Raw genomic sequence first — 21,750 nt, forward strand, 5'->3', positions numbered from 1 at the left:
CACGCAACGAGATACGAGCAATGGCATTGATTATCAAACAACGCGAGATCGTCGAAGACAACTGGCAAGTCGTGCGTGCCGCCGAAGACGGCGCCCTGCCTGAAGTGTCGGCGCTGCCCGCCGGCAAGGTGCTGGTGCCGCTCGCGCTGTGGCAGGCCGAGCGCGACGCGCTGGTCGCTTCGCGCGGCAAGGGCGAACTGGGCGTGTGGCTCGCGCCGGACAGCGAACCGGCCGACATCGCCGGCGACTTCGAGAAGATCGCGCTGATCGGCGTGGACTTCCCGGTGTTCCGCGATGGCCGCGGCTATTCGATCGCGCGTCTGTTGCGCGAGCGCTTTGGCTACAAGGGTGAACTGCGCGCGATCGGCGACGTGCTGCGCGACCAGCTGCGCTTCTATGAGCGCTGCGGCTTCGATGCGTACGCGCTGCGCGCCGACAAGGACATCAACGACGCGCTCAACGCATTCACCGAGTTCACGGTGCAATACCAGGGCGCGTTCGACGAGCCGTCGCCGCTGTTCCGCCGCCGTGCCGCGCTGGCAGCCCAACAAGGCGCTGCAGCATGAGCACCGCTTTGGACACAACGGCCAACGACATCCCGGCGGAACTGCAGGCGAAGATCGAGCGCCTCGACGCGCTGCTCGATTCGATCGCTGCGCGCCACGCCAGCGTGAAGCTCGCGAGCAGCCTCGCAGCCGAAGACATGCTGCTCACCCACGCGATCCTCTCGCGCGGCGTGAAGATCGGCGTCTTTTCGCTGAACACGGGCCGCCTGCATGCGGAAACGCTCGGCATGGTCGAGCGCGTGCGCGAGCGCTACGGCTACGAGATCGAGCAGTTCCACCCGCAACAGGACGCCGTCGATGAATACGTCGCGCAGCATGGCCTGAATGCGTTTTACGAGAGCATCGATCTGCGCAAGCGCTGCTGCGAGATCCGCAAGGTCGAGCCGCTGAACCGCGCGCTTTCGGACGTGTCGGCATGGGTCACGGGCCAGCGCCGCGAGCAGTCGGTCACGCGTGCTGAGCTGCACGAGGAAGAGCAGGACGGCGCGCGCGGCATCGCCAAGTTCAATCCGCTCGCGGACTGGACCGAAGCCGAGGTGTGGACGTATCTGCGCGCCTTCGACGTGCCGGTGAACCCGCTGCACGCGCGCGGTTACCCGAGCATCGGCTGTGAGCCCTGTACGCGGGCCGTGTGTCCGGGCGAAGACAGCCGGGCGGGGCGCTGGTGGTGGGAGTCGCGCGACACGAAGGAATGCGGGCTGCACATCACGTCGGTTTCCGCGATTCCGGTTGTGCAAGCGCCAGCCGCCGGCCAGGCGAACTAGAATTGAGGGTTGTCGCGCCGTTTGCAAAGGCGGCGCGAAATCGAACACAGAGCATCGCGCCCCATCAACGGGGCGCCCAGACGAAGGATCTGAACATGAGCACGACGCTCGATTCCGCAGTGAACGCACCGCTCCAGGTCACGGCGAACCGCATGGACCATCTCGACTGGCTCGAAGCCGAGTCGATCCACATCCTGCGCGAACTCGTTGCCGAGTGCAGCAAGCCCGCGCTGCTGTTTTCGGGCGGCAAGGACTCGGTGGTGGTGCTGGCGCTCGCGCTCAAGGCCTTCGGCCTCGGCGCGAACCGCAAGACCTCGCTGCCGTTCCCGCTCGTGCACATCGACACGGGCCACAACTACGAAGAGGTGATCGACTTCCGTGATCGCCGCGCCGCTGAAATTGGCGCCGAGCTCGTGGTGGGCCACGTCGAGGATTCGATCAAGAAGGGCACCGTGCGCCTGCGCCGCGAAACCGATTCGCGCAACGCCGCCCAGGCCGTCACGCTGCTCGAAACCATCGAGCAATACGGCTACACGGCGATGATCGGCGGTGCGCGCCGCGACGAAGAGAAGGCCCGCGCGAAGGAGCGCATCTTCTCGTTTCGCGACGAATTCGGCCAGTGGGACCCGAAGGCGCAGCGCCCGGAACTCTGGAGCATCTACAACGCGCGCCTGCACAAGGGCGAGCATCTGCGCGTGTTCCCGATCTCGAACTGGACCGAGCTGGACGTGTGGCAGTACATCGAGCGCGAGAAGCTTGAACTGCCCTCGATCTACTACGCGCACCAGCGCGAGATCGTGCGCCGCAACGGCCTGCTCGTGCCGGTCACGCCGCTCACGCCGATGAAGGAAGGCGAAGTCAGCGAAATGGCGCAGGTGCGTTTCCGCACGGTGGGCGACATCAGCTGCACGTGCCCGGTGGAAAGCGATGCCGACAACGTCGAGAAGATCATCGCCGAGACGGCCGTGACCGAAATCACGGAACGCGGAGCTACGCGCATGGACGACCAGGCGTCGGAAGCCGCGATGGAACAGCGCAAGAAGCAAGGTTATTTCTAAAGAGCACGCAGAGGAAGAAACGAATATGGTTACGACGCACCAACCTGAAGACCTCGGCGTGCTGCGCTTCATCACGGCGGGCAGCGTGGACGACGGCAAGAGCACGCTGATCGGCCGCCTGCTGTACGACAGCAAAGCAGTCCTGAGCGACCAGCTCTCGGCGCTCTCGCGTGCGAAGAACAAGCGCACCGTGGGCGACGAGATCGACCTGTCGCTGCTCACCGACGGCCTCGAAGCCGAGCGCGAGCAGGGCATCACGATCGACGTGGCATACCGCTACTTCGCTACGGCACGGCGCAAGTTCATCATCGCCGACACGCCGGGCCACGAGCAGTACACGCGCAACATGGTCACGGGCGCTTCGACGGCGCACGCCGCGATCATCCTGATCGACCCCACGCGCGTGACGGTCGAGAACGGCGTGACCCAACTGCTGCCGCAAACCAAGCGCCACAGCGCGATCGTCAAGCTGCTGGGTCTCCAGCACGTGATCGTCGCGATCAACAAGATGGATCTGGTCGACTACAGCGAAGCCACCTTCGATCTGATCCGCGACGCCTACGTCGCGCTCGCGCGCCAGCTCGGTCTGGAGAACGTGCGCTTCGTGCCGGTTTCGGCGCTCAAGGGCGACAACATCGTCGCCGCGAGCGAGCGCATGCCGTGGTACGCGGGCGAGCCGCTGCTCGACGTGCTCGAGGCGCTGCCGGTCGCGCAGGCCACCGGCGACGCGCTGCGCTTCCCGGTGCAGTGGGTTGCGCGCCAGGACGGCTCGAGCGCCGACGACTTCCGCGGCTACATGGGCCGCATCGAAGCGGGCGAAGTGAAGATTGGCGACGCCATCACGGTGCTGCCGGCGGGGCGTGCGGCTACGGTGGCCGAGATCATCGCGCCGGTGCCGGGCGGCACGGCGCAAGTCGACCGCGCGTTCGCGGGCCAGACCGTCACGATCCGTCTCGCCGAAGATGTGGACGTTTCGCGCGGCGACACTTTCGTGCCGGCATCGGACGATACGCAGCCCGCGAAGAAGCTTGAGGCGGACCTCTGCTGGTTCGACGAAGAGCCGCTCTCGTTGCAGCGCAAGTACCTGCTCAAGCAAACCACCAGCACGGTGTTCGCGAAGATCGGCGCGGTCAAGGAAGTGCTCGACGTGCACACGCTCTCGCACGCCACCGACCGTCACAACCTCGCGATGAACGACATCGGCCGCGTGGCGCTCACGCTGCAAAAGCCGGTCGTCGCGGACCTGTATGATGTGCACCCCGGCACCGGCGCGTTCGTCCTCATCGACGAGGCGACGCACCACACGGTGGCCGCAGGCATGATTCGCGCGGTTGCCGCCTGACGCGGCACGGCGCGAACGTGGCAGCGCGCCGCCGCCAGGGTTCGAAGGCGACGCGCCGACACAGGAGTCAACGAGGCAAATGGGCAAGGTTTATCTGATCGGCGCCGGACCGGGCGCGGCGGATCTCATCACGGTGCGCGGCGCGCGTCTGCTCGCGAAAGCGCAGGTCGTGCTGCACGATGCGCTCGTGGAGCCGGCGATGCTGGATTACGGCCCACAGGACGCGAAATTCATCGCGGTCGGCAAGCGTTGCGGCCAGCGCTCGACGGCGCAGCACTTCATCAACAAGCAGATCGTCGATGCGGCGCGCGAGCACGACGTGGTCGTGCGCCTGAAGGGCGGCGACCCGATGCTGTTCGGCCGCGCCGACGAAGAGATGCGCGCGCTCGAAGCGGCGGGCATCGAGTACGAGATCGTGCCGGGCATCACGGCAGCGCTGGCGAGCGCGGCTACGCTGCAACGCTCGCTTACGCTGCGCGGCGTGTCGCGCAGCGTCGCGCTCGCGACGTATTCGCGCGCGGCGGGCAGCGAGGAGATCCGCGAGCAGGTCAACGCCGATTCGCTGGTGTTCTACATGGGCCGCGACAGCGCGCCGGAGATCGCGCGGCAGCTGATCGAAGCGGGCCGCGCGGGCGCAACGCCCGTGGCGATCGTCGAGGCATGCAGCACGGCGCGCGAACGCACGCTCACGCTTACGCTGGCGGGCCTTGAAGCGGGTGAGGCGCACGACTGGCTCGATCCGGCGCAGCCGAGCCTGCTCATGATCGGCGAGGCTTTTGCCGAGCGGTCGGTGCAGCAGTCGCAGGCCGAAGGCGAGACCCGGGACGAGATGCCGGGCTATCGGGCCGCATGAGGCAACGAAAAACAACAGGGGTAGCAGAACGTGCGACGGGCCGCTGAATGAAGCGGCCCGTTTGCTTTGGTGCAGGCGTTAGTGGTTTCTAGTCACGCTCTTGCGCGAGACAGTACTGCACGATCGCGTCGAGCACGCCGTCGTCCTCGCCCACGGCGCTCGCGCACGAGAGCCGCACGTGCGGATGCGCCGCCTGGCATTGCGCGATGAGTGCGGGCAGGTCGCGCCGGATATGGCCGCCCTGGCCGAAGAACACCGGCACCACCGTGATGGCGTCGCAGCCCAGCGCCGCTTGTTCGGCGATGGCCTCGGGCAGGCTCGGCGTCATGAGTTCGAGGAAGGCGAGACTCACGGGCCGCGCCGCGCCGCGCGTGGCGGCGAGCTTGCCCGCGAGCCGCGTGAACGGCTCTTTCCAGCGCGCATCGCGCGCGCCGTGGCCGAAGAGGATCATGCCGTGCGTGCCCATCGCCGTATTTTCCTGAGGAGCGTGGTCTGGCCGCTAATCGATACCCGCGCGTCAGATCGACGTTAGTGCCGGTCGACCCATTTCAGGCTGAACAGCCCGAGCGCCAGATAGATGAGACCCGGCGTCGCTGCGGTGAGCGGCGCAGGCCACGTGTTCAGTGTACCGATGTGCGAGAACAGCGTGTTCACGAGCTGGAAGCTCATGCCGAGCATGATCCCGCCGAACACCTTGATGCCCACCACGCCCGCGCGCGTATGCAGGTACGCGAACGGCAGCGAGAGCACCAGCATCACGAACACCGCGAACGGGTAGATCAGCTTGCGCCAGAACGCGATCTCGTAGCGCTGCGTGTCCTGATGGTTTTCCGCAAGGTGCTGGATATAGCGGAACAGGTTGAACATCGACATGCGATCGGGCGAGACCAGCAGCACCGAAAGAATCTGCGGCGTGAGCTCCGAGCGCAGCGAGTACTCGGGCACGGCGGTTTGCTGCGCGCGATAGACCGGATTGAGCGCATCCGTGGGCTGGCTCGGCGGCGGCGTCACGCTGATGAGCTGGGTATCCGTCACGTCCTTGAGCAGCCAGTGCCCCGGCGGCTGATACTTGCCGCTCTTCGCGACGCGCACGTTCGAGAGCCTGAAATGCGAATCGAATTCGTAGATGCGCACGTTGGTGATCGTCGCGTCGGGCAGCAGCTCGCCCACGTTGACGAAGCGCGTGGCCTGTTGGCCGTCGGCGCGCGCGGTGAGCGTGTCCTTCACCCACACCCCCGACTTGAAGTCGGACGACACGGCGGAGCCGAGCGCTTCGAGGCGCACGCGCTCGGAGAGCTGATCGGTGTACGGCCCGATCACTTCGCCCATGAGGTAGGTGAGCAGCACGAGCGGAATGCCGATCTTCAGGAGCGAGCGCAGCGCTTGACCGGTCGCGAGACCGGACACGCGAAAGATCGTGTACTCGGAATTGGCGGCCATCTGCGCGAACACGTAGATCGCGGCGATGAGCGCCGCCACCGGAATGATCTCGTAGAGCCGCGACGGCGCCTGCAGCGAGACGCGCAGCACCGCGTACATGAACTTGTAGTTGCCGTGGCCGACCGAGTTCAGCTCGTTGATCAGGTCGAAGAAAAAGAACAGACCCGAAAACGCAAACAGGATGAACACGAAGGACACGTAGACCTGGCGTGCGAAATACTTCTCGTAGATGCGCATCGGTCAGCTCCCCTGGGACGTGCGCTGGAACATCGCGCGCGTGAAGAGCGGCCGGTTGCGCACGCGCAGCCAGAAGATGAAGACGACCAGCGCGAGCACCACGACGTGCAGCGCGACGAGGCCGACGCCGAACGGCATCTTGCCCTGCTCGACCTGCGATTGCACGACGTTGAGCAAGTTCGAGTAGGTGAGGTAGATCAGCACGGCCATCACGAGATTGATGGTGCGCCCGCGGCGCGGGTTCTGATACGCGAGCGGGATTGCGAGCAGCATCAGGTTGATCGCGATGAGCGGCAGGCCCGCGCGCCAGGCGAATTCGCCGAGATTGTCGCCGCTTGGATTGCGCAGCAGATCCAGCGTGGAGGTGCTGCTCGCCGTGGGCGTGGCGACCACGGGCTGGCTCTGGACCTTGACGCCGTAGCGCTGGAACTCGGTGATGCGGAAGTCGGGATGGCCGGGCTCGCCGTCGTAGCGGCGGCCGTTCTCGAGCACGACGAAGCGGTCGCCGTTCTTCTCGGTTTCGGTGTGGCCGGTCTTCGAGACGATCACGTTGACCTTGCCGTTTTCGGTGCTCGTGACGAACACATTGTCCACGCGGCCCTTGTCGGGGTTCATGCTCTCGATGAAGAACACGCGGTGCGTGGTGGGCGATTCGCGGAACTGGCCCGGCGCGAGGAGCGACACTTCATCGCGCTGCTGAAAGCGCGCGCGGATCAGCTTGCTTTGCGCGTTCGACCACGGCCAGCCGACGAAGGCGAAAAACACGATCAGCAGGATGATCGGCGTCGAAAAAACGGCGATCGGCTTGATGAGGCGCGTGAGGCTCACCCCGGAGGCGAGCCAGACGACCATTTCGGAATCCTTGTACCAGCGCGTGAGCACAAACAGGATCGACACGAAAAGCGTGACGATGAGCATCACCGCGAGATAGCCGATCACGGTCAGGCCGATCAGGACCAGCACGTCGCGCGGGTCGATCTGGCCGGAAGCCGCGAAGCCGACGATGCGGATCATCATTGTCGTCAGCATGATCGTGAGCAGAACCATGAACACGGCGCCGGCCGTATACGCGAGTTCTCGCTGCAGGGAACGTTCGAAGATCATTGTTGATGAAGAGGGCGGGCGGCCCGCGCCGGGCGGCGCGCGGCTCGCGCAACGGCTCGGGAGCCGCCGCGGGAAAAATAGCGGATAATTGCGGCTTTCATCCTAAGCCCTGATTTTATCCGAGGACAAGCGCGATGGACTTTAGCATAAAAGCCTGTGACTGGAGCAAAGGCGGGGAAGGTCCCTTCCTGACTGGCAAGTCGGATTGCGTCGTGGTGGGCGTCTTCGAGGCGCAGACCCTTTCGGGCCCGGCATTCGTGATCGACCGCGCCATCGGCGGCGCAATCGTTCGCCTCGTGAAGTCCGGCGACATCGACGGCAAGGCCGGCTCGACGCTGTTTCTGCCGGAAGTGACCGGCATCGGCGCTTCGCGCGTGCTGCTCGTCGGCCTCGGCAAGCAGGATGCATTCGGCCAGAAGGCCTATGGCGAGGCCGTCAAGGCCGCGTGGCGCGCGATTCTCGGCACCAAGATCGCACAGGTCACGTTCACGCTCGCACAGCTGCCCGTCAAGGATCGCACGAGCGACTGGGGCGTGCGCGCTGCAATCCTTGCGCTGCGCAATGAGACCTACCGCTTCACGCAGATGAAGAGCAAGCCCGAGCTCGCGCAGCGCGCGCTCAAGCGCGTGGTCTTCAGCGTCGACGCCGCGGACGAAAAGGCCGCGAAGCTCGCCGGCAAGCAGGCCGTGGCGCTCGCCAACGGCATGGACCTCACGCGCGACCTCGGCAATCTGCCGGGCAACGTCTGCACGCCCACCTACCTCGCGGCCACGGCCAAGAAGCTCGCGCGCGACTGGAAGCTCAAGGCCGAAGTGCTCGGCCAGCGCCAGATCGAAGCGCTCAAGATGGGATCGTTTCTTTCTGTTACAAAGGGGTCGGTCGAGCCGCCGCAATTCATCGTGCTGCACTACCAGGGCGCGAGCGCGAAGGCCGCGCCGGTCGTGCTGGTGGGCAAGGGCATCACGTTCGACACGGGCGGCATCTCGCTCAAGCCCGGCGAGGGCATGGACGAGATGAAATACGACATGTGCGGTGCGGGCTCGGTGCTCGGCACGCTGCGCGCAGTCGCCGAAATGGGCCTGAAGCTCAACGTGATCGGCATCATTCCCACCTGCGAGAACATGCCCGCGGGCAACGCCACGAAGCCCGGCGACATCGTCACGACGATGGCGGGCCTCACGGTCGAGGTACTCAACACCGACGCCGAAGGCCGCCTGATCCTGTGCGACGCGCTCACCTACGCCGAACGCTTCAAGCCGGCCGCCGTGATCGACATCGCCACGCTCACGGGCGCTTGCATCATCGCGCTCGGCCATCACAACAGCGGCCTGTTCTCGACGGACGATGCACTCGCGGGCGAATTGCTCGATGCTTCGCGCGAGGCGATCGATCCGGCGTGGCGCCTGCCGCTCGACGAAGCGTACCAGGACCAGCTCAAGTCGAATTTCGCCGATCTCGCCAATATCGGCGGGCGTCCGGCGGGCAGCGTGACGGCGGCGTGCTTCCTCTCGCGCTTCACGCAAAACTATCCGTGGGCTCACCTCGACATCGCGGGCACCGCATGGAAGAGCGGCGCGGCGAAGGGCGCGACGGGCCGTCCCGTGCCGCTGCTCGCGCAGTTCTTGATCGATCGGGCCGCGGACGGTCGCGCAGGGCAATGACGCGCATCGACTTCCACACGAACGTCGGCGATTCGCTGATGTACGCGTGCCGGCTCGTGCGCAAGGCGTATCAGGCCGGCCAGCAAGCTGTCGTGCTGGCCGAGCCCGCGCGCCTGCGCGCGTTCGACGAGATGCTGTGGACTTTTTCGCCGCTCGATTTCGTGCCGCACTGCATGGCCGGGAGCGCCCACGCCGCGCAAACGCCCATCGTGCTGAGCGCGGATCTCGAGCAGGCGCCGCATCATGGCGTGCTGCTCAATCTGGGCTCGGCGGTGCCGCCGCAGTTCGCGCGCTTCGAGCGCCTGCTCGAAGTGATCGGCGACGCGCCCGAGGAGCTCGCCTCGGGGCGCGAGCGCTACCGTTTCTACCGCGACCGCGGCTATGCGCTGAACAACTACAAGCAGGGCGCTTGACCCCTATTGAACCCGGCACGCCGGCTGCTTGTCTCTCCTTTATTGTTTGATCGAAATCCAAAGGAGGTGATCGTGTCCGATTTTCATCGCGCTGACGAACCCGAGATCCCGATGCTGAACGAACCGCTCGTGCAGGGCAACCTGCTGCGCGGTCGTCATGGGTCGCCGTTCGAGACCGTGTCGGCACAGGCATCCACACCCGAGCCGAGTGCTGGCGTGTGCGCCGAAGTTCCCGATAGCCCCCTTCCTCCTGACGCCGAAGCGCTCGTCGAACGGCTGAGCGGACGGGCCATGAGCTGGCTCACGGGCGATGGGCGCGACGTGATCGAGGCGCGCTGCGCCGCGGCAATGCAGGAGCACGCGCACTGGATCGTCGGGCAGGTGTCACGCGAAATCGGTCTCGCGCTCGAAGCTGAATTGAAGGGCTGGGTGAAGGCTGCGGTGCGCGAGGAACTGGCCGCGCGCGCGGCGCAATCGACGCCTCCGGCGGCCTGAAGCGGTTTTGCGGCGGGCCGTGCTGCACGCAGGCCCGTATGGATTATTTCAGCGTGAGGATCCAGTTCGCGAGCGAGGCCGCCTGAGCGGAAGTCAATTGGGTGTTCGCGGGCATGGGCACCGAGCCCCACACGCCGTTGCTGCCTTCCAGGATCTTGCGCGCGAGATAGCTTTGCGCGTCGGGCTTGTCCGCGTACTTCGCCGCGACGTGGTGGAGCGACGGGCCCATGAAGGTGCGCGTCACTGAATGGCAGCTCATGCAGTTCTGCTGTTGCGCGAGGGCAAGCCCGCTCGGGCCCGGACCGTTCTGTGCGTGGGCGCTCGTCGTGGCTAGCGCCAATGCCAGCGCCAGCGCGGCAACGGGCGTCGCTGTGTCGTTCTTCGCGTGCGACTTCAGTTTCATACTGGTCTCCGCCAGCTTGTTCGCCGGCTGTGTGGTCGCATTATAAGAGCAAAGGGCGCACGGTCCGTGCGCCCTCCTTACGGCGTGCCCGAAGCCTTTACGTTGCGCCGATTTTCCGCCTGCCGCGGGTCTGATCGTTCTCAGCTCCGCGGGTTCTCAGCCTCCGGTTCTCAGCCCGTGACCGCACCCTTGTTCGCCGGACGCGCCAGCGCGGCGTATTTCGCGAGCACGCCCCGCGTGTAGCGCGGCGCCGGCTGTTTCCAGGCCGCGCGGCGGCGCGCGAGTTCGGCGTCGTCGATATTCAGTTGCAGCAGCAGCTGGTGCGCGTCGATGGTGATCGAGTCGCCCTCCTGCACGAGCGCGATGGCGCCGCCTTCGAACGCTTCGGGCGCGACGTGGCCCACCACCATGCCCCACGTGCCGCCCGAGAAGCGGCCGTCGGTGATGAGCCCCACGGATTCGCCGAGCCCCTTGCCGATGATCGCCGAGGTGGGCGCGAGCATCTCCGGCATGCCCGGGCCGCCCTTCGGGCCAAGGTAGCGCAGCACCACCACATCGCCGGCCTTGATCTTGTCGGCGAGGATCGCTTCCATTGCGCTTTGCTCGTCGTCGAACACGCGCGCCGGGCCGGTGATCACGGGATTTTTCAGGCCCGTGATCTTGGCGACGGCGCCATCAAGCGCGAGGTTGCCCTTGAGGATCGCGAGGTGGCCTTCCTTATAGAGCGCCTGGTCGATCGGGAAGATGACTTTTTGATCGGCGCGCGGCTTCGCCGGCACGTCCTTCAGTTCCTCGGCGATGGTCTTGCCAGTGATGGTCATGCACTCGCCGTGCAACAGGCCTGCGTCGAGCAGGATCCTGAGCACCTGGGGAATGCCGCCGGCCTTGTGCAGATCGGTCGCCACATACTGGCCCGAAGGCTTCAGATCGCAGATCACCGGCACTTTCTTGCGCATGCGCTCGAAGTCGTCGATGCTCCAGTCGATTTCGGCGGCATGCGCAATGGCAAGATAGTGCAGCACCGCGTTGGTCGAGCCGCCCGTGGCCATGATCAGCGCCACGGCATTCTCGATCGACTTCTTCGTGATGATGTCGCGCGGCTTGAGATCCTTCTTGACCGCCTCGACGAGCACGCGCGCCGACTCGGCGGCCGAATCGACCTTTTCCTCATCGGGGTTGGCCATCGTCGACGAATACAGGAGCGACATGCCGAGCGCCTCGAACGACGAGCTCATCGTGTTGGCCGTGTACATGCCGCCGCACGAACCCGTGGACGGGCACGCGTTTTTCTCGACGCCCTCGAAGTCCTCCTCGGTCATGCGGCCCGCGGTGAACTCGCCCACGGCCTCGAACGCCGACACGATGGTCAGGTCCTTGCCCTTCCAGTTGCCGGGGCGGATCGTGCCGCCGTACACGTAGATGCCGGGCACGTTGATGCGCGCGAGCGCGATCATGCCGCCGGGCATGTTCTTGTCGCAGCCGCCGATCACGACTACGCCATCCATCCACTGGCCCTGCACGCAGGTCTCGATACAATCGGCGATCACCTCGCGCGAGACGAGCGAATACTTCATGCCCTCGGTGCCCATCGACATGCCGTCCGAGATCGTGGGCGTGCCGAAGATCTGCGGATTGGCGTTTGCGCCCTTGACCGCCGCGACGGCCGCGTCGGCGAGGCGCTGCAGGCCCGCGTTGCAGGGCGTGATGGTCGAGTGGCCGTTGGCGATGCCGATCATCGGCTTGTCGAAGTCGGCCTTTTCATAGCCGAGCGCGTAATACATCGACCGGTTCGGCGAGCGGGCGACGCCTTGCGTAATGTGCTTCGAACGACGATTGTAGGCCATGGGGACGCTCCATGAAAGGTGTCTCGATCTTGTTCGGTTGCCGGGTTCGGGGCTCGAGGGGAATGCGCCGGCGTGTGCGAAGAAGAATGGAGTTTCGCGAGCACAATGTCCAATATATTCTCCGCGCCATCTGTCCCCCGAGCCCGCAGTGAACCCGCAGTGAGCCCGCAGTGAGCCCGCAGTGAGCCCGCAGTGAGCCCGCAGTGAACCCGCAGTGAACCCGCAGTGAGCCGCGTGGGAGGCGCGTTTTGGTTCATGCCCGCTCGTCTCGGCGATAATGTGTCGCCGCAGCACGCGAAGCGAACTGTGCAGCCTTGAAGCCGTCCAATGCACGCGCCGCGCATTATTGTGCTGATTTTTACAACTCGATTTCAAACCTCACCGCCGACAAGCACTGATTTCACGATGCTCATCCACCCGAATTTCGACCCCATCGCCATTCATCTGGGGCCGCTCGCCGTGCGCTGGTACGGCCTCATGTATCTCGTCGGCTTCATCCTCGCGATCGTGATCGGCCGGCTGCGCCTGCGTCTGCCTTACGTGGCCGCGCAGGGCTGGACCGTCAAGGACATCGACGACATGCTGTTCTACGGCGTGCTCGGCACGGTGCTCGGCGGGCGCCTCGGCTACGTCGTGTTCTACAAGGCGAGCTGGTACTTCGCGCATCCGCTCGACATCTTCAAGGTGTGGGAAGGCGGCATGTCGTTCCACGGCGGCTTTCTCGGCGTGACTTTCGCGATGGTCCTGTTCGCGTGGCAGCGCGGGCGCACCTGGCTGCAGGTCACCGACTTCGTCGCGCCGATGGTGCCCACGGGGCTCGCCGCAGGGCGTCTTGGCAACTTCATCAACGGCGAGCTGTGGGGCCGCGTGACCTCGCCGGACGCGCCGTGGGCCATGCTGTTCCCGGGCGCCGCCAACGACGACGCCGCGTGGCTCGCCGCGCATCCGCAACAGGCTGCGCAGTGGCATCTGAACGAGGTGTTCGCGCAATATCATTTGCTGCCGCGTCACCCGTCCGAGCTCTATGAAATCGCCCTCGAGGGCATTGCGCTCTTCATCGTGCTGATTCTGTTCGCGCGCAAGCAGCGTCCCGTGGGCGCGATCTCGGCGATGTTCCTGATCGGCTATGGTCTCGCGCGCTTCACCGTGGAGTTCGCCCGCGAGCCCGACGATTTCCTCGGTTTGCTCGCGTTGGGTTTTTCGATGGGGCAATGGCTCTCGTTGCCGATGATCGTCGTGGGCGTGCTGATGATGATTTGGGTCTATCGCCGCGCCAAACGCGACAACGGTGCGCAGCAAGCCGTGAGTGCCAGGAGCTGATGCCGCGGTTGATGCGACTCGCGCTGCACTGAACGCACCATGAAGAAAGCCACGGTTTTGCCGTGGCTTTCTTTTTTGTTGTGCGCCTGGCGCGCGTTACTTCATCTGCACCGAGCCCGACACGTTGACCGTGACGGTGGACGTGCCGCCTTCGAGCGGCATCGGCGGTGCGGCCTTCGCGTCGGCCGACATGGCGCGCGCGCTCATCATCATGATCGGACGCGGCATCACGCCTTGATGGCCCACGTTCACGTCGCGGACCGTGTAGCTGCTATAGCCGAATGCGCGCGCATTCGCGGCCGCCTGCTCGCGAAACGAGGCGATCGCCTGGCCCGAGAGCTTTTGCTCGGCGGCACGCTGGGCTTCGGGCGAAAGCGAGAACTGCACGTTGCCCACCTGCATCACCGAAGCGATATCGCCGGCGAGTTTCGAGGCGGCGGCGAAGTCGTGCGATTCGAGCACGACTTCCGTGCGGCCGCGCCATGCCGAAATGCGCCCGTCGCGATCGGTCGACGGATAGATCGAGAACTGGCCCGAGCGTGCAGTCACGCCCGCGACGCCCTTGGCTTTTTGCAGCGCCTGGTCGGCGCGCTGATTGAGCGTGGTCGTGAGCGATGCGGGATCCTTCGCTTCCTGCTCGTAGAACAACGTGATCGTGACGACGTCCTGCGGGATCTCGGCGCTTGCCTGGGCGGAAAGCGAAAGTACGCCCGCCGGTTGATAGCGCGCTTCGCTCTGCGCGAATGCGGCGCCCGGCGCGAGTGTCATGGCAAGCGGTACAGCGGCTGCGAGTGCGGCGGCGAGCGTGACGACAGCTTTTTTCTTCATATTGGGGCTCCTGGCAGAACAGATTCGCAAAACGGCACGTGCGTGCCGTTTGCGTGTTCGTTAGGCGGGGTGGGCCGCGCAGGGTTCCCGCCGGAGCAGGGCAGCTTTGCAATCTTTAAAGATTGGCTGCACACGCACGCCAACGGCTCATGTCGAGACTTACATCAGCCGCCTGGTGATGAAGTCCCATTCGGCCTGGGTGACCGGCGTGATGGACAGGCGATTGCCCTTGGCGAGCACGCGCATGTCGGCGAGCTCCTCGTGCTCGCGCAACGCGGCGAGTGCAATGAGCGGGCACTTCTTCTTGAACACCACGTCGACGAGCATCCAGCGCGGCGTTGCCTGCGTGGATTTCGCGTCGTAGTAAGGGCTCTTCGGATCGAATTGCGTGGGATCGGGGTACGGCGTGGACGAGACTTGTGCGAGACCCGCGATGCCGGGCTCGGGGCAGCTCGAATGGTAGAAGAGCACGCCATCGCCGATCTGCATGGTGTCGCGCATGAAATTGCGCGCCTGATAGTTGCGCACGCCGGTCCATGGCAGCGTGCGCTGCGGGGCGTTCGCGAGATCGTCGATGCTTGCTTCGTCGGGTTCGGACTTCATCAGCCAGTAGCGCATGACTCGAAGTAACACGTCGGAAGTGGAGGGGGGGAAACAGCGTTGGCGCAGGGAACGCCAAAAGGGAAGCACAAAAAGGACAACACAAAAGGAAAACGGCATCGGACGTGAGTTCGATGCCGTTTGAATAGGTCCCCGCCTTAGCCGCTAGGCCGGCATCCTGAACCGGAGGTTCAGAATTGGTCGCAGTTAGCAGCACTTCGGGTACATCAGACTAGTGACGCGCACACCCGTGCTACAAATTTCCGCAACCGTGCACATGGCATTGGTTCAAGGAATATATGACCTTGGCGAACCAGGCAGGGAAGCTGACTAAACTGTTTGGTGCTCTGCTGTGTGCTGCTGTTCGAAAACGTCTTGTGGACGTTTTCGTGAACATCACTTTAGCGCGATTTTAATCCTTTATGTAGCGGGTTTTATTGAACCCCGTACTGCTGGATGACTGCGCCAAGCTGCTCATTCATTTGGTGCATTGTACGACGGATTTCTTCCGCTGGGAATGCTTCGCCGTGCCGCACGCTCGTCTGCAAACGCAGCAATTCCGATGCGATCGAGAGCGCGGCCATCACGGCGATGCGGTCCGTGCCGCGCACGTTGCTGTGATTGCGGATCTTCGACATTTCCGCGTCCACGCGCGCCACGGCTTCGAGCAGCGCGCCTTCGGTTTCCGGCGAACAGGCGAGGCGATAGCTTTGGCCGAGAATCGTCGCTTCGATCTGTTTGGTCGTCATGCATTTTCTCCGTGGCGAGCCGCGTTTTGACCCGTGCCTTCGTCGCCGGCGTTTTGCGACGGCTCGAGCAAGTCGAGCTGGTTGTCGCGCTCCGCGCCCGTGCGCGCGCGCGGCAGCTTTTCGAGGATCGCGTTCAGACGAACCTGAGCGTCGTCGATCTTGGCCGAGAGCCCATCGCGCTCGGCCTGCAGCGCGTTGCGCTCTTCGCGCACCTGGTCGAGTTCGGCGCGGGTCGCTTCGCATTGCGCCTGCAATTGCGCGAGTTGCTCTTCGAGCGCCACGCGTGCTTCATGATGGCGCTGATTAATCTCGATCAGCCGCCCGATGTTTTGTGAGAGTGTTTCGAGTTCGTTGAGCATCTGCTGCGTCCTCTAAAGACAGGCATTCTAGCGCGGATTGTCGCGTATTCCGATAACTGCGACGTTTCCAGACGTAACATCACCGCTTCATGGTGGCTTCTTGCTGTTTTTGAACCGCCATGTGTGGGCCGGCGACGCCCGGGAACGCATCTTGCACCATGCGCGAGGCCGGCCTTCATATCGTGGTTGTCACCGCGTTTCGCGCAATAATGGCGCTTTCTTGACGCCCGCACGGGGCCCTCCTACACTTGACGGCCCCGTTTCGCCTCTAACGATCGCGTGTGTCAGTGTCCCGGGATCGACTCCTTTCGACGATGCGAACCGTCAACTCCGATAAATCGCGCAGCACCTCTGCGCCGGCCGTGCCGCGCGCTTGCGGCGCCAATGTGTTGCGTCGCACGATGAACGCGCGCCGCGCGGCAACGATCTGGTGTGGGCTTGCCGTGGCCGCGCTCGCAGTGTTCGTGGCGTCGCTTGCGATCGGCAGCGTGCCGGTGACGCTCGCGCAGGCGCTGCATGCGCTCGTGCCCGCCACGCCGGGCACGACGGCCACACAAAGCGCCAACGACATGGCAAGCGAGATCGTGCGCACGCTGCGCTTGCCGCGCGCGCTCGGCGGCTTCGCGTGTGGCGCGTTGCTCGCGCTCGCGGGCGCGCTGCTTCAGGTGCTGTTGCGCAATCCGCTCGCCGAACCCTACGTGCTCGGCGTCTCGGGTGGCGCTGCCGCATTCGCGCTGGTGGCGATGATCGCGGGCGCGGCGTGGTGGGTCGTGCAAACGAGCGCCTGCGCAGGCGCTTTCGTGTCGATCCTGCTCGTGCTCGGCCTCGCGCGCCGCGAGCTTTGGCGCGGCGAACCGCAGGACAGTTCTCCGCGTCTGTTGCTCACGGGCGCGGTGACGGCGGCGGGGTGGGGCGCGCTGATCACGCTACTGCTGACGCTCGCGCCTGAAGCGAGCCTGCGCGGCATGCTGTTCTGGCTCACCGGCGACCTCAATGGCGCCGGCATGCCATGGCCTGCGCTGATGGCGCTTGCGCTCGTGCTTGCATTCGGCGTGATCGCCGCGCCGCGCCTGAACGTCCTGCTGCGCGGCGACGCGGCCGCCCAGGCGCTCGGCGTGCCGGTGCTGCGCTTGCGCGTGGGCGTTTATCTCGCGGCATCGCTCGCGGCGGCGGCGGCCGTCACCACGGGCGGCACCATCGGCTTCGTCGGGCTCGTCGTGCCGCACATGTTGCGGCTCGCGTTCGGCAACGACCAGCGCATGCTCGTGCCCGCAGCCGCGCTCACGGGCGGTCTCGCGGTGATGGGCGCCGATCTCGTCGCGCGCACGATTGCCGCGCCCACGCAGTTGCCCGTGGGCGTCGTGACCGCGCTCGCGGGCGTGCCCGTGTTCCTGTGGATGTTGCTCAAAAGGCGCACGCCATGAGCAGCAACGCTGGCCGCCGCGCTCCGGGTCACGACCCGGCTCACGAAAAGCCGCTGCTCGCCGTGCATGCGCTCACGCTGCGCACGGGCGCGCGCACACTGGTCGAAGGCCTCACGCAGCGCTTCGGCGCGGGCGAGATCTGGTGCGTGGCCGGCGCGAACGGCGCGGGCAAGACCACCTTGATCGCAACGCTCGCGGGCCTGCGCGAGAGCGCGGCGGGCCACGTCGAAGTCGACGGCATTGCGTTGCGCGACTGGCCGCCGGTGCGCCTCGCGCAACGCCGCGCGTTGATGCCGCAGGACGTGCGCGATGCATTCAGCGCAAGCGTGCTCGATACAGTGCTGCTCAACCGCTATCCGCACCTCACGGGCTGGGGATGGGAAAGCGAAGACGACCGCGCCGCCGCGCACGCCGCGCTCGCGCTGCTCGGTCTCGAGACCCTCGCCGCGCGCGACGTGCTTTCGCTCTCGGGCGGCGAGCGCCAGCGCGTCGCACTGGCGGCGGTGCTCTGCCAGGGCGCGCCGCTTTTGCTGCTCGACGAACCGCTCTCGCATCTGGATCTGCATCATCAGATCGCGTGCCTGGAAGCGCTTTCGCACTGGGTGAATACCGGGTCGCGCGCGGTCGTGTTTTCCTGTCACGATCTCAATCTTGCACGGCGCTACGCGACGCACGCCCTGCTGCTCGACGGACGTGGCGGCTGCTTCGCGGGCCCGGTGCGCGACGTGCTGACGGCGGAGCGCGCGAGCGCGGCCTTCGGCCACCCGCTCAGGCTGATCCGCGAGGGTATGCACGAGGCGCTCGTGGCCGCTTTCGAACTTCCACGCCAGCGCTGACGCCTTTTGCGCGCGCGAGCGGTATTGAACCGCGCATTGAACCGCGCATTGAACCGAACTGAAACCAACATGACTTCAACGCTTTCCGAATTGCTGGCTGTCGAGCCGCTCGATCCGTCGCTGCGCGAAGAGCTTCAGCACCTCATCGATACCAAGACCAAGCCGCCGGGCAGCCTTGGCCGTCTCGAGGCGCTCGCGCGCCAGCTCGGCTTGATTCAGCGCACTACGCGCCCGAGTGTCGAGCGTCCCGCGATGATCGTGTTCGCCGGCGACCACGGCATCGCCAACGAAGGCGTGAGCCCGTATCCGCAGGCGGTGACTGCACAGATGGTCGCGAACTTCATCGCGGGCGGCGCGGCCATCAACGCGTTCAGCGGCGTGGCCGGGCTCGAGCTGGAGATCGTCGATGCCGGTATTGCAACGCCATTGCCGCCACTGCCGCCGCTCACTGAGGTTTCGACGCTCGTCTCGCTGCCGGTCGCGCGCGGCACGCGCAACTTCGCGCACGAAGCGGCGATGACGCGCGACGAGGCCATTGCTGCGCTCGCGGCGGGCGCGGCGCGCGTGCGTCATCACGCGGCGCTCGGCACCAACGTGATCGGTTTCGGCGAGATGGGCATTGCGAATACGTCGTCGGCTGCGTGCCTGATGAGCCGCCTGTGCGGCGCGCCCATCGACGAATGCGTGGGGCGCGGCACAGGGCTCGACAACGCGGGCCTCGCGCGCAAGCGCAATGTGCTCGCGGCAGCACTCGCGCGTCACCCGAACGCGCGCGAGCCGATCGATGTGCTCGCAACCTTCGGCGGCTTCGAGATCGCGATGATGGCGGGCGCGTTTCTCGAAGCGGCGCGCCAGCGCATGGCGATTCTCGTCGATGGCTTCATTGCAACTGCGGCGCTGCTGGTGGCGGATGCGCTCGCGCCGCACGTGCGCGAGTACTGCGTGTTCGCGCATGCGTCGAACGAGGCGGGGCATCGTCGCATGCTCGATCATTTCGGCGCGCGCGAGCTGCTCGCGCTCGATCTGCGTCTGGGCGAGGGCACGGGCGCCGCGCTGGCGGTGCCGCTCCTGCGCGCGGCCGTGGCGTTTCTCAATGAAATGGCGAGCTTCGAGTCCGCCGGCGTGGATGAGCGCAGCGAGCGTGGGCATTGAATCCGCTCGCGGAACTGCGGTACTTCTTCACGGCGCTCGGCTATTTCACGCGCGTGCCGGTGCCGCGCTGGGTCGGTTTCGAGCCGCAATGGCTGAACGCGGCGGCACGCTATTTTCCGCTCGTCGGCGCGTTGATCGGCGCGCTGGCGGCGCTCGTGTACCTCGCGGCGCTCCACGTGTTTGCCGCGAGCGTGGCGGTGCTGCTCTCGATGGCCGCGACGCTCCTCGCGACCGGCGCATTCCATGAAGACGGTCTTGCCGATTGCATCGACGCATTCGGCGGCGCGTATCAGCGCGAGGACGTGCTGCGCATCATGCACGACTCGCGCATCGGCGCGTTTGGCGCCATCGGCATCGTGATTTCGCTCGCGCTGAAGTGGCAGACGCTGGCCGCGCTGCCGCCGTTGCGCGCCGCCACGCTCATGCTCGCCGGCCATGCCGCGAGCCGCGCGCTCGCCATCAGCTACCTCGTCTCGCTCGATTACGTGCGGCCCGAGGGCAAGGCCAAGCCGCTCGCGCAGCGCATGAGCGCGCGCTCGCTCGGCTGCGCGTTCGTGTTCGGCCTGCCGTGGCTCTTTTGGCCCGCGTGGCCGGACTGGCGTGCGGGCGTGGCGACGCTCGCGGTGCTCGGCGTGCTGCGCTATGGGCTTGGGCGGTATTTCGTGCGGCGCATCGGCGGCTATACGGGCGATTGCCTCGGCTTCGCGCAGCAGGTGTTCGAGCTTGCGATCTATCTGATGGGGCTCGCTTGGATCTCGTCCTGATTCGTCATCCTGCCGTGGCGGTGGAGGCAGGCGTGTGCTACGGCAAGTCCGACGTCGCGCTTGCCGCAGCCGCCGATGCCGGCGCGGCATCGATTGCCGCTCGCCTCGCCGCGCTCGACGTGCGCGCGCCGCAACGTATCGAAACGAGCCCGCTTGCGCGTTGCGCGAGCGTGGCGCGCTTGCTCGGGCAGATGCACGACGGCATGGCTGCGCATGAAGATGCGCGTCTCGCGGAGATGGACTTCGGTGCGTGGGAGATGCAGCGCTGGGACGCCATCGAGCGTGCGCAGATCGACGCCTGGGCCGCCGATTTCGCGCATGCGCGCACACACGGCGGCGAGAGCGTCGCGCAGTTCTACGCGCGGGTGTCGACGTGGTTCGATGCGCTCGACGCCGGGGCGCACGAGCGCGTGTGGGCCGTGGCGCATGCGGGCGTGATTCGCGCGGTTGCCGCGCGCGCATTGGATTTTCCGCTCGAGCGCTGCGCACGCTGGCCGCTCGCCATGGCGGCGATCGTCACGCTGCGCCGCGAGGCGTCGGGCGGCGAGTGGCAGCTCGCGCGCTGGAACGCGTGACGTGCGCTGCCGGTTTATTCGGATTCCAGACTAATTGGTGTTTGCATCGCGCGAACGCGCGCGGTCGAGATCCTCGCATAACTGCGCTGCGCCTTGTGCGATGCGCGGCCCGGGCCGCGTGAGCAGATCGCCGTCGATGGCGAAGAGATTGCCGCGCGCCACTGCATGCATCTGGGGCCACGCGCGCCAGTGCGCGAGCGCGGGCAGCGGCTGGTCCGGCGCCGTTGCGCCTTGCGACGCGGTGACGATCGCATCGGGATTGGCGGCCAGTACGGCTTCGGTGGAGAGCGTGGGCACCAGCGGATGCAGCGCGGCAAAGACGTTGCGTGCGCCGCATAGCGCGATCACGTCGCTGATCATGTGCTCGCCGTTGATCGTCATGAGCGGCCGGTCCCAGACTTCGTAAAACACCTTTACCGGCGCGCGCTGCGCGTAACGCGTGCGCAATTGCGCGATGGTGCTGCGATACGCGAGCGCCGCTTCCGCAGCGGTTTTTTCCGTGCCGAGCAGCGCGCCGAGCCGCGTGAGCGAGGTCGCCACATCGTCGAGCCGTCGCGGTTCGCTGAAGAAGAGCGGGATGTGCAGCTCGCGCAGACGGTCGATCTGCTGCTGCGCATTGCCATGCCGCCACACGACGATCAGGTCGGGCTTGAGCGCGGCGATGCGTTCGAGGTCGAATGCGCGATTGTCGCCGACGCGGGGCACGCTTCGCGCCTGCGGCGGGTAATCGCTGTAGGCGACCGCGCCCACCAGCCTCGCGCCGCCGCCCGCTGCGTAGATCAACTCGGTTGCGTGCGGCGAGAGGCTGATGACGCGCTGTGCGGGCGCGGCGAGCGTGACGGTTTCGCCGGCGTCGTCGACGGCGCTGATTGCGCTGATTGCGCCGGCATGAGCGGTTTCGGGTGCGAACGCGGCGCAAGCCGCCACGAAGAGCGCGTGGGTGAGCGGGCGGCCGCGCCGGCC

At 66.0% G+C, this 21,750-nt stretch carries 24 protein-coding genes and 1 other RNA gene; 14 read left to right on the top strand and 11 right to left on the bottom strand.

Going from position 1 to position 21,750, the window contains the following annotated elements; translation table 11 throughout:
- Positions 1-20 precede the first annotated feature (20 nt).
- From P5W98_RS03970 to cobA, 5 genes are all read left to right on the top strand, one after another.
- Positions 21-566 carry a DUF934 domain-containing protein gene (locus P5W98_RS03970; protein WP_421023373.1) on the top strand — a complete coding sequence of 182 codons (546 nt, stop codon included), beginning with the start codon at positions 21-23 and terminating at the stop codon, positions 564-566.
- The gene (locus tag P5W98_RS03975; protein WP_434718348.1) at positions 563-1,330 is read left to right on the top strand and encodes a phosphoadenylyl-sulfate reductase; all 768 of its coding nucleotides are present in this window, start codon (positions 563-565) and stop codon (positions 1,328-1,330) included. Before P5W98_RS03970 ends, P5W98_RS03975 begins: the two co-directional genes overlap by 4 nt.
- Positions 1,331-1,425: 95 nt before the next feature.
- On the top strand, positions 1,426-2,388 hold the full coding sequence (gene cysD, locus P5W98_RS03980) for a sulfate adenylyltransferase subunit CysD (protein ID WP_421073750.1): 963 nt from the start codon (positions 1,426-1,428) through the stop codon (positions 2,386-2,388).
- Between the two features lie 25 nt (positions 2,389-2,413).
- Entirely contained in the window at positions 2,414-3,730 is a 1,317-nt protein-coding gene (locus P5W98_RS03985) for a sulfate adenylyltransferase subunit 1 (protein ID WP_434661988.1), read from the top strand.
- Between the two features lie 79 nt (positions 3,731-3,809).
- Complete coding sequence (gene cobA / locus P5W98_RS03990) at positions 3,810-4,583, top strand: uroporphyrinogen-III C-methyltransferase (RefSeq protein ID WP_421073752.1); 774 nt, start codon at positions 3,810-3,812, stop codon at positions 4,581-4,583.
- Between the two features lie 88 nt (positions 4,584-4,671).
- Here the strand turns inward: cobA and P5W98_RS03995 are convergent, their stop codons facing one another.
- The 3 genes from P5W98_RS03995 to lptF form a co-directional block, all read right to left on the bottom strand.
- Positions 4,672-5,049, bottom strand: a complete 378-nt coding sequence (locus P5W98_RS03995) for a sirohydrochlorin chelatase (protein ID WP_421023378.1) — start codon at positions 5,047-5,049, stop codon at positions 4,672-4,674.
- A 62-nt stretch (positions 5,050-5,111) separates the two neighbouring features.
- Positions 5,112-6,260 carry an LPS export ABC transporter permease LptG gene (gene lptG, locus P5W98_RS04000; RefSeq protein ID WP_421073753.1) on the bottom strand — a complete coding sequence of 383 codons (1,149 nt, stop codon included), beginning with the start codon at positions 6,258-6,260 and terminating at the stop codon, positions 5,112-5,114.
- 3 nt (positions 6,261-6,263) lie between these two features.
- A complete protein-coding gene (gene lptF / locus P5W98_RS04005) occupies positions 6,264-7,364 on the bottom strand; it encodes an LPS export ABC transporter permease LptF (RefSeq protein ID WP_421073754.1) in 1,101 nt (366 codons plus the stop codon).
- Between the two features lie 134 nt (positions 7,365-7,498).
- Between lptF and P5W98_RS04010 the strand changes: the two genes are divergently transcribed.
- The 3 genes from P5W98_RS04010 (at position 7,499) to P5W98_RS04020 (ending at position 9,933) form a co-directional block, all read left to right on the top strand.
- A complete protein-coding gene (locus tag P5W98_RS04010) occupies positions 7,499-9,025 on the top strand; it encodes a leucyl aminopeptidase (RefSeq protein WP_421073755.1) in 1,527 nt (508 codons plus the stop codon).
- The gene (locus P5W98_RS04015; protein ID WP_421023382.1) at positions 9,022-9,438 is read left to right on the top strand and encodes a DNA polymerase III subunit chi; all 417 of its coding nucleotides are present in this window, start codon (positions 9,022-9,024) and stop codon (positions 9,436-9,438) included. The genes P5W98_RS04010 and P5W98_RS04015 overlap by 4 nt, the downstream gene beginning before the upstream one ends.
- A gap of 72 nt (positions 9,439-9,510) precedes the next feature.
- A complete protein-coding gene (locus tag P5W98_RS04020; protein ID WP_421073756.1) occupies positions 9,511-9,933 on the top strand; it encodes a DUF2486 family protein in 423 nt (140 codons plus the stop codon).
- 43 nt (positions 9,934-9,976) lie between these two features.
- Here the strand turns inward: P5W98_RS04020 and P5W98_RS04025 are convergent, their stop codons facing one another.
- Complete coding sequence (locus P5W98_RS04025) at positions 9,977-10,336, bottom strand: c-type cytochrome (RefSeq protein WP_421073757.1); 360 nt, start codon at positions 10,334-10,336, stop codon at positions 9,977-9,979.
- 170 nt (positions 10,337-10,506) lie between these two features.
- Positions 10,507-12,180, bottom strand: coding sequence for a dihydroxy-acid dehydratase (ilvD, locus tag P5W98_RS04030; RefSeq protein WP_421023386.1), 1,674 nt, complete (start codon positions 12,178-12,180; stop codon positions 10,507-10,509).
- A gap of 405 nt (positions 12,181-12,585) precedes the next feature.
- Here ilvD and lgt point away from each other — a divergent pair, with 405 nt between their 5' ends.
- Positions 12,586-13,500 (top strand): prolipoprotein diacylglyceryl transferase, encoded by a 915-nt coding sequence (gene lgt, locus P5W98_RS04035; protein WP_421023387.1) that lies wholly within the window; start codon positions 12,586-12,588, stop codon positions 13,498-13,500.
- Positions 13,501-13,596: 96 nt separating this feature from the next.
- On the opposite strand, the gene P5W98_RS04040 is transcribed toward lgt, so the two are convergent.
- From P5W98_RS04040 to P5W98_RS04060, 5 genes are all read right to left on the bottom strand, one after another.
- A complete protein-coding gene (locus P5W98_RS04040) occupies positions 13,597-14,328 on the bottom strand; it encodes an SIMPL domain-containing protein (RefSeq protein ID WP_434718349.1) in 732 nt (243 codons plus the stop codon).
- 159 nt (positions 14,329-14,487) lie between these two features.
- Positions 14,488-14,946 (bottom strand): EVE domain-containing protein, encoded by a 459-nt coding sequence (locus P5W98_RS04045; protein ID WP_421073759.1) that lies wholly within the window; start codon positions 14,944-14,946, stop codon positions 14,488-14,490.
- 128 nt (positions 14,947-15,074) lie between these two features.
- Positions 15,075-15,255, bottom strand: a non-coding RNA gene (gene ssrS / locus P5W98_RS04050) — 6S RNA.
- Positions 15,256-15,362: 107 nt separating this feature from the next.
- On the bottom strand, positions 15,363-15,677 hold the full coding sequence (locus tag P5W98_RS04055) for a cell division protein ZapA (protein ID WP_129561435.1): 315 nt from the start codon (positions 15,675-15,677) through the stop codon (positions 15,363-15,365).
- A complete protein-coding gene (locus P5W98_RS04060; protein ID WP_421023391.1) occupies positions 15,674-16,036 on the bottom strand; it encodes an ATPase in 363 nt (120 codons plus the stop codon). Before P5W98_RS04060 ends, P5W98_RS04055 begins: the two co-directional genes overlap by 4 nt.
- Before the next feature lie 314 nt (positions 16,037-16,350).
- Here P5W98_RS04060 and P5W98_RS04065 point away from each other — a divergent pair, with 314 nt between their 5' ends.
- The 5 genes from P5W98_RS04065 (at position 16,351) to cobC (ending at position 20,787) form a co-directional block, all read left to right on the top strand.
- Entirely contained in the window at positions 16,351-17,460 is a 1,110-nt protein-coding gene (locus P5W98_RS04065) for a FecCD family ABC transporter permease (protein WP_434718350.1), read from the top strand.
- A complete protein-coding gene (locus tag P5W98_RS04070; protein WP_434718351.1) occupies positions 17,457-18,296 on the top strand; it encodes an ABC transporter ATP-binding protein in 840 nt (279 codons plus the stop codon). The genes P5W98_RS04065 and P5W98_RS04070 overlap by 4 nt, the downstream gene beginning before the upstream one ends.
- Positions 18,297-18,365: 69 nt before the next feature.
- Positions 18,366-19,448: a nicotinate-nucleotide--dimethylbenzimidazole phosphoribosyltransferase gene (gene cobT, locus P5W98_RS04075; RefSeq protein ID WP_434718352.1), complete on the top strand. Its 1,083-nt coding sequence runs from the start codon at positions 18,366-18,368 to the stop codon at positions 19,446-19,448.
- Positions 19,445-20,212 (top strand): adenosylcobinamide-GDP ribazoletransferase, encoded by a 768-nt coding sequence (locus tag P5W98_RS04080; RefSeq protein WP_421023395.1) that lies wholly within the window; start codon positions 19,445-19,447, stop codon positions 20,210-20,212. The genes cobT and P5W98_RS04080 overlap by 4 nt, the downstream gene beginning before the upstream one ends.
- Positions 20,197-20,787 carry an alpha-ribazole phosphatase gene (gene cobC / locus P5W98_RS04085; protein WP_421023396.1) on the top strand — a complete coding sequence of 197 codons (591 nt, stop codon included), beginning with the start codon at positions 20,197-20,199 and terminating at the stop codon, positions 20,785-20,787. Before P5W98_RS04080 ends, cobC begins: the two co-directional genes overlap by 16 nt.
- 30 nt (positions 20,788-20,817) lie before the next feature.
- Here cobC and P5W98_RS04090 read toward each other — a convergent pair whose 3' ends face one another.
- Entirely contained in the window at positions 20,818-21,714 is an 897-nt protein-coding gene (locus tag P5W98_RS04090; protein WP_434718504.1) for a cobalamin-binding protein, read from the bottom strand.
- Positions 21,715-21,750: the final 36 nt, after the last annotated feature.

The sequence above is a fragment of the Paraburkholderia sp. A1BS-2L genome (assembly GCF_051125205.1).
Classification (GTDB): Bacteria; Pseudomonadota; Gammaproteobacteria; order Burkholderiales; family Burkholderiaceae; genus Paraburkholderia.

Bases quoted from the DNA above. Each gene is read 5' to 3' on its own strand.
- P5W98_RS03970 (WP_421023373.1), top strand. From the start codon at position 21: ATGGCATTGATTATCAAACAACGCGAGATCGTCGAAGACAACTGGCAA.
- P5W98_RS03975 (WP_434718348.1), top strand. From the start codon at position 563: ATGAGCACCGCTTTGGACACAACGGCCAACGACATCCCGGCGGAACTG.
- cysD (WP_421073750.1), top strand. From the start codon at position 1,426: ATGAGCACGACGCTCGATTCCGCAGTGAACGCACCGCTCCAGGTCACG.
- P5W98_RS03985 (WP_434661988.1), top strand. From the start codon at position 2,414: ATGGTTACGACGCACCAACCTGAAGACCTCGGCGTGCTGCGCTTCATC.
- cobA (WP_421073752.1), top strand. From the start codon at position 3,810: ATGGGCAAGGTTTATCTGATCGGCGCCGGACCGGGCGCGGCGGATCTC.
- P5W98_RS03995 (WP_421023378.1), bottom strand. From the start codon at position 5,049: ATGGGCACGCACGGCATGATCCTCTTCGGCCACGGCGCGCGCGATGCG.
- lptG (WP_421073753.1), bottom strand. From the start codon at position 6,260: ATGCGCATCTACGAGAAGTATTTCGCACGCCAGGTCTACGTGTCCTTC.
- lptF (WP_421073754.1), bottom strand. From the start codon at position 7,364: ATGATCTTCGAACGTTCCCTGCAGCGAGAACTCGCGTATACGGCCGGC.
- P5W98_RS04010 (WP_421073755.1), top strand. From the start codon at position 7,499: ATGGACTTTAGCATAAAAGCCTGTGACTGGAGCAAAGGCGGGGAAGGT.
- P5W98_RS04015 (WP_421023382.1), top strand. From the start codon at position 9,022: ATGACGCGCATCGACTTCCACACGAACGTCGGCGATTCGCTGATGTAC.
- P5W98_RS04025 (WP_421073757.1), bottom strand. From the start codon at position 10,336: ATGAAACTGAAGTCGCACGCGAAGAACGACACAGCGACGCCCGTTGCC.
- ilvD (WP_421023386.1), bottom strand. From the start codon at position 12,180: ATGGCCTACAATCGTCGTTCGAAGCACATTACGCAAGGCGTCGCCCGC.
- lgt (WP_421023387.1), top strand. From the start codon at position 12,586: ATGCTCATCCACCCGAATTTCGACCCCATCGCCATTCATCTGGGGCCG.
- P5W98_RS04040 (WP_434718349.1), bottom strand. From the start codon at position 14,328: ATGAAGAAAAAAGCTGTCGTCACGCTCGCCGCCGCACTCGCAGCCGCT.
- P5W98_RS04045 (WP_421073759.1), bottom strand. From the start codon at position 14,946: ATGCGCTACTGGCTGATGAAGTCCGAACCCGACGAAGCAAGCATCGAC.
- P5W98_RS04055 (WP_129561435.1), bottom strand. From the start codon at position 15,677: ATGACGACCAAACAGATCGAAGCGACGATTCTCGGCCAAAGCTATCGC.
- P5W98_RS04060 (WP_421023391.1), bottom strand. From the start codon at position 16,036: ATGCTCAACGAACTCGAAACACTCTCACAAAACATCGGGCGGCTGATC.
- P5W98_RS04065 (WP_434718350.1), top strand. From the start codon at position 16,351: ATGCGAACCGTCAACTCCGATAAATCGCGCAGCACCTCTGCGCCGGCC.
- P5W98_RS04070 (WP_434718351.1), top strand. From the start codon at position 17,457: ATGAGCAGCAACGCTGGCCGCCGCGCTCCGGGTCACGACCCGGCTCAC.
- cobT (WP_434718352.1), top strand. From the start codon at position 18,366: ATGACTTCAACGCTTTCCGAATTGCTGGCTGTCGAGCCGCTCGATCCG.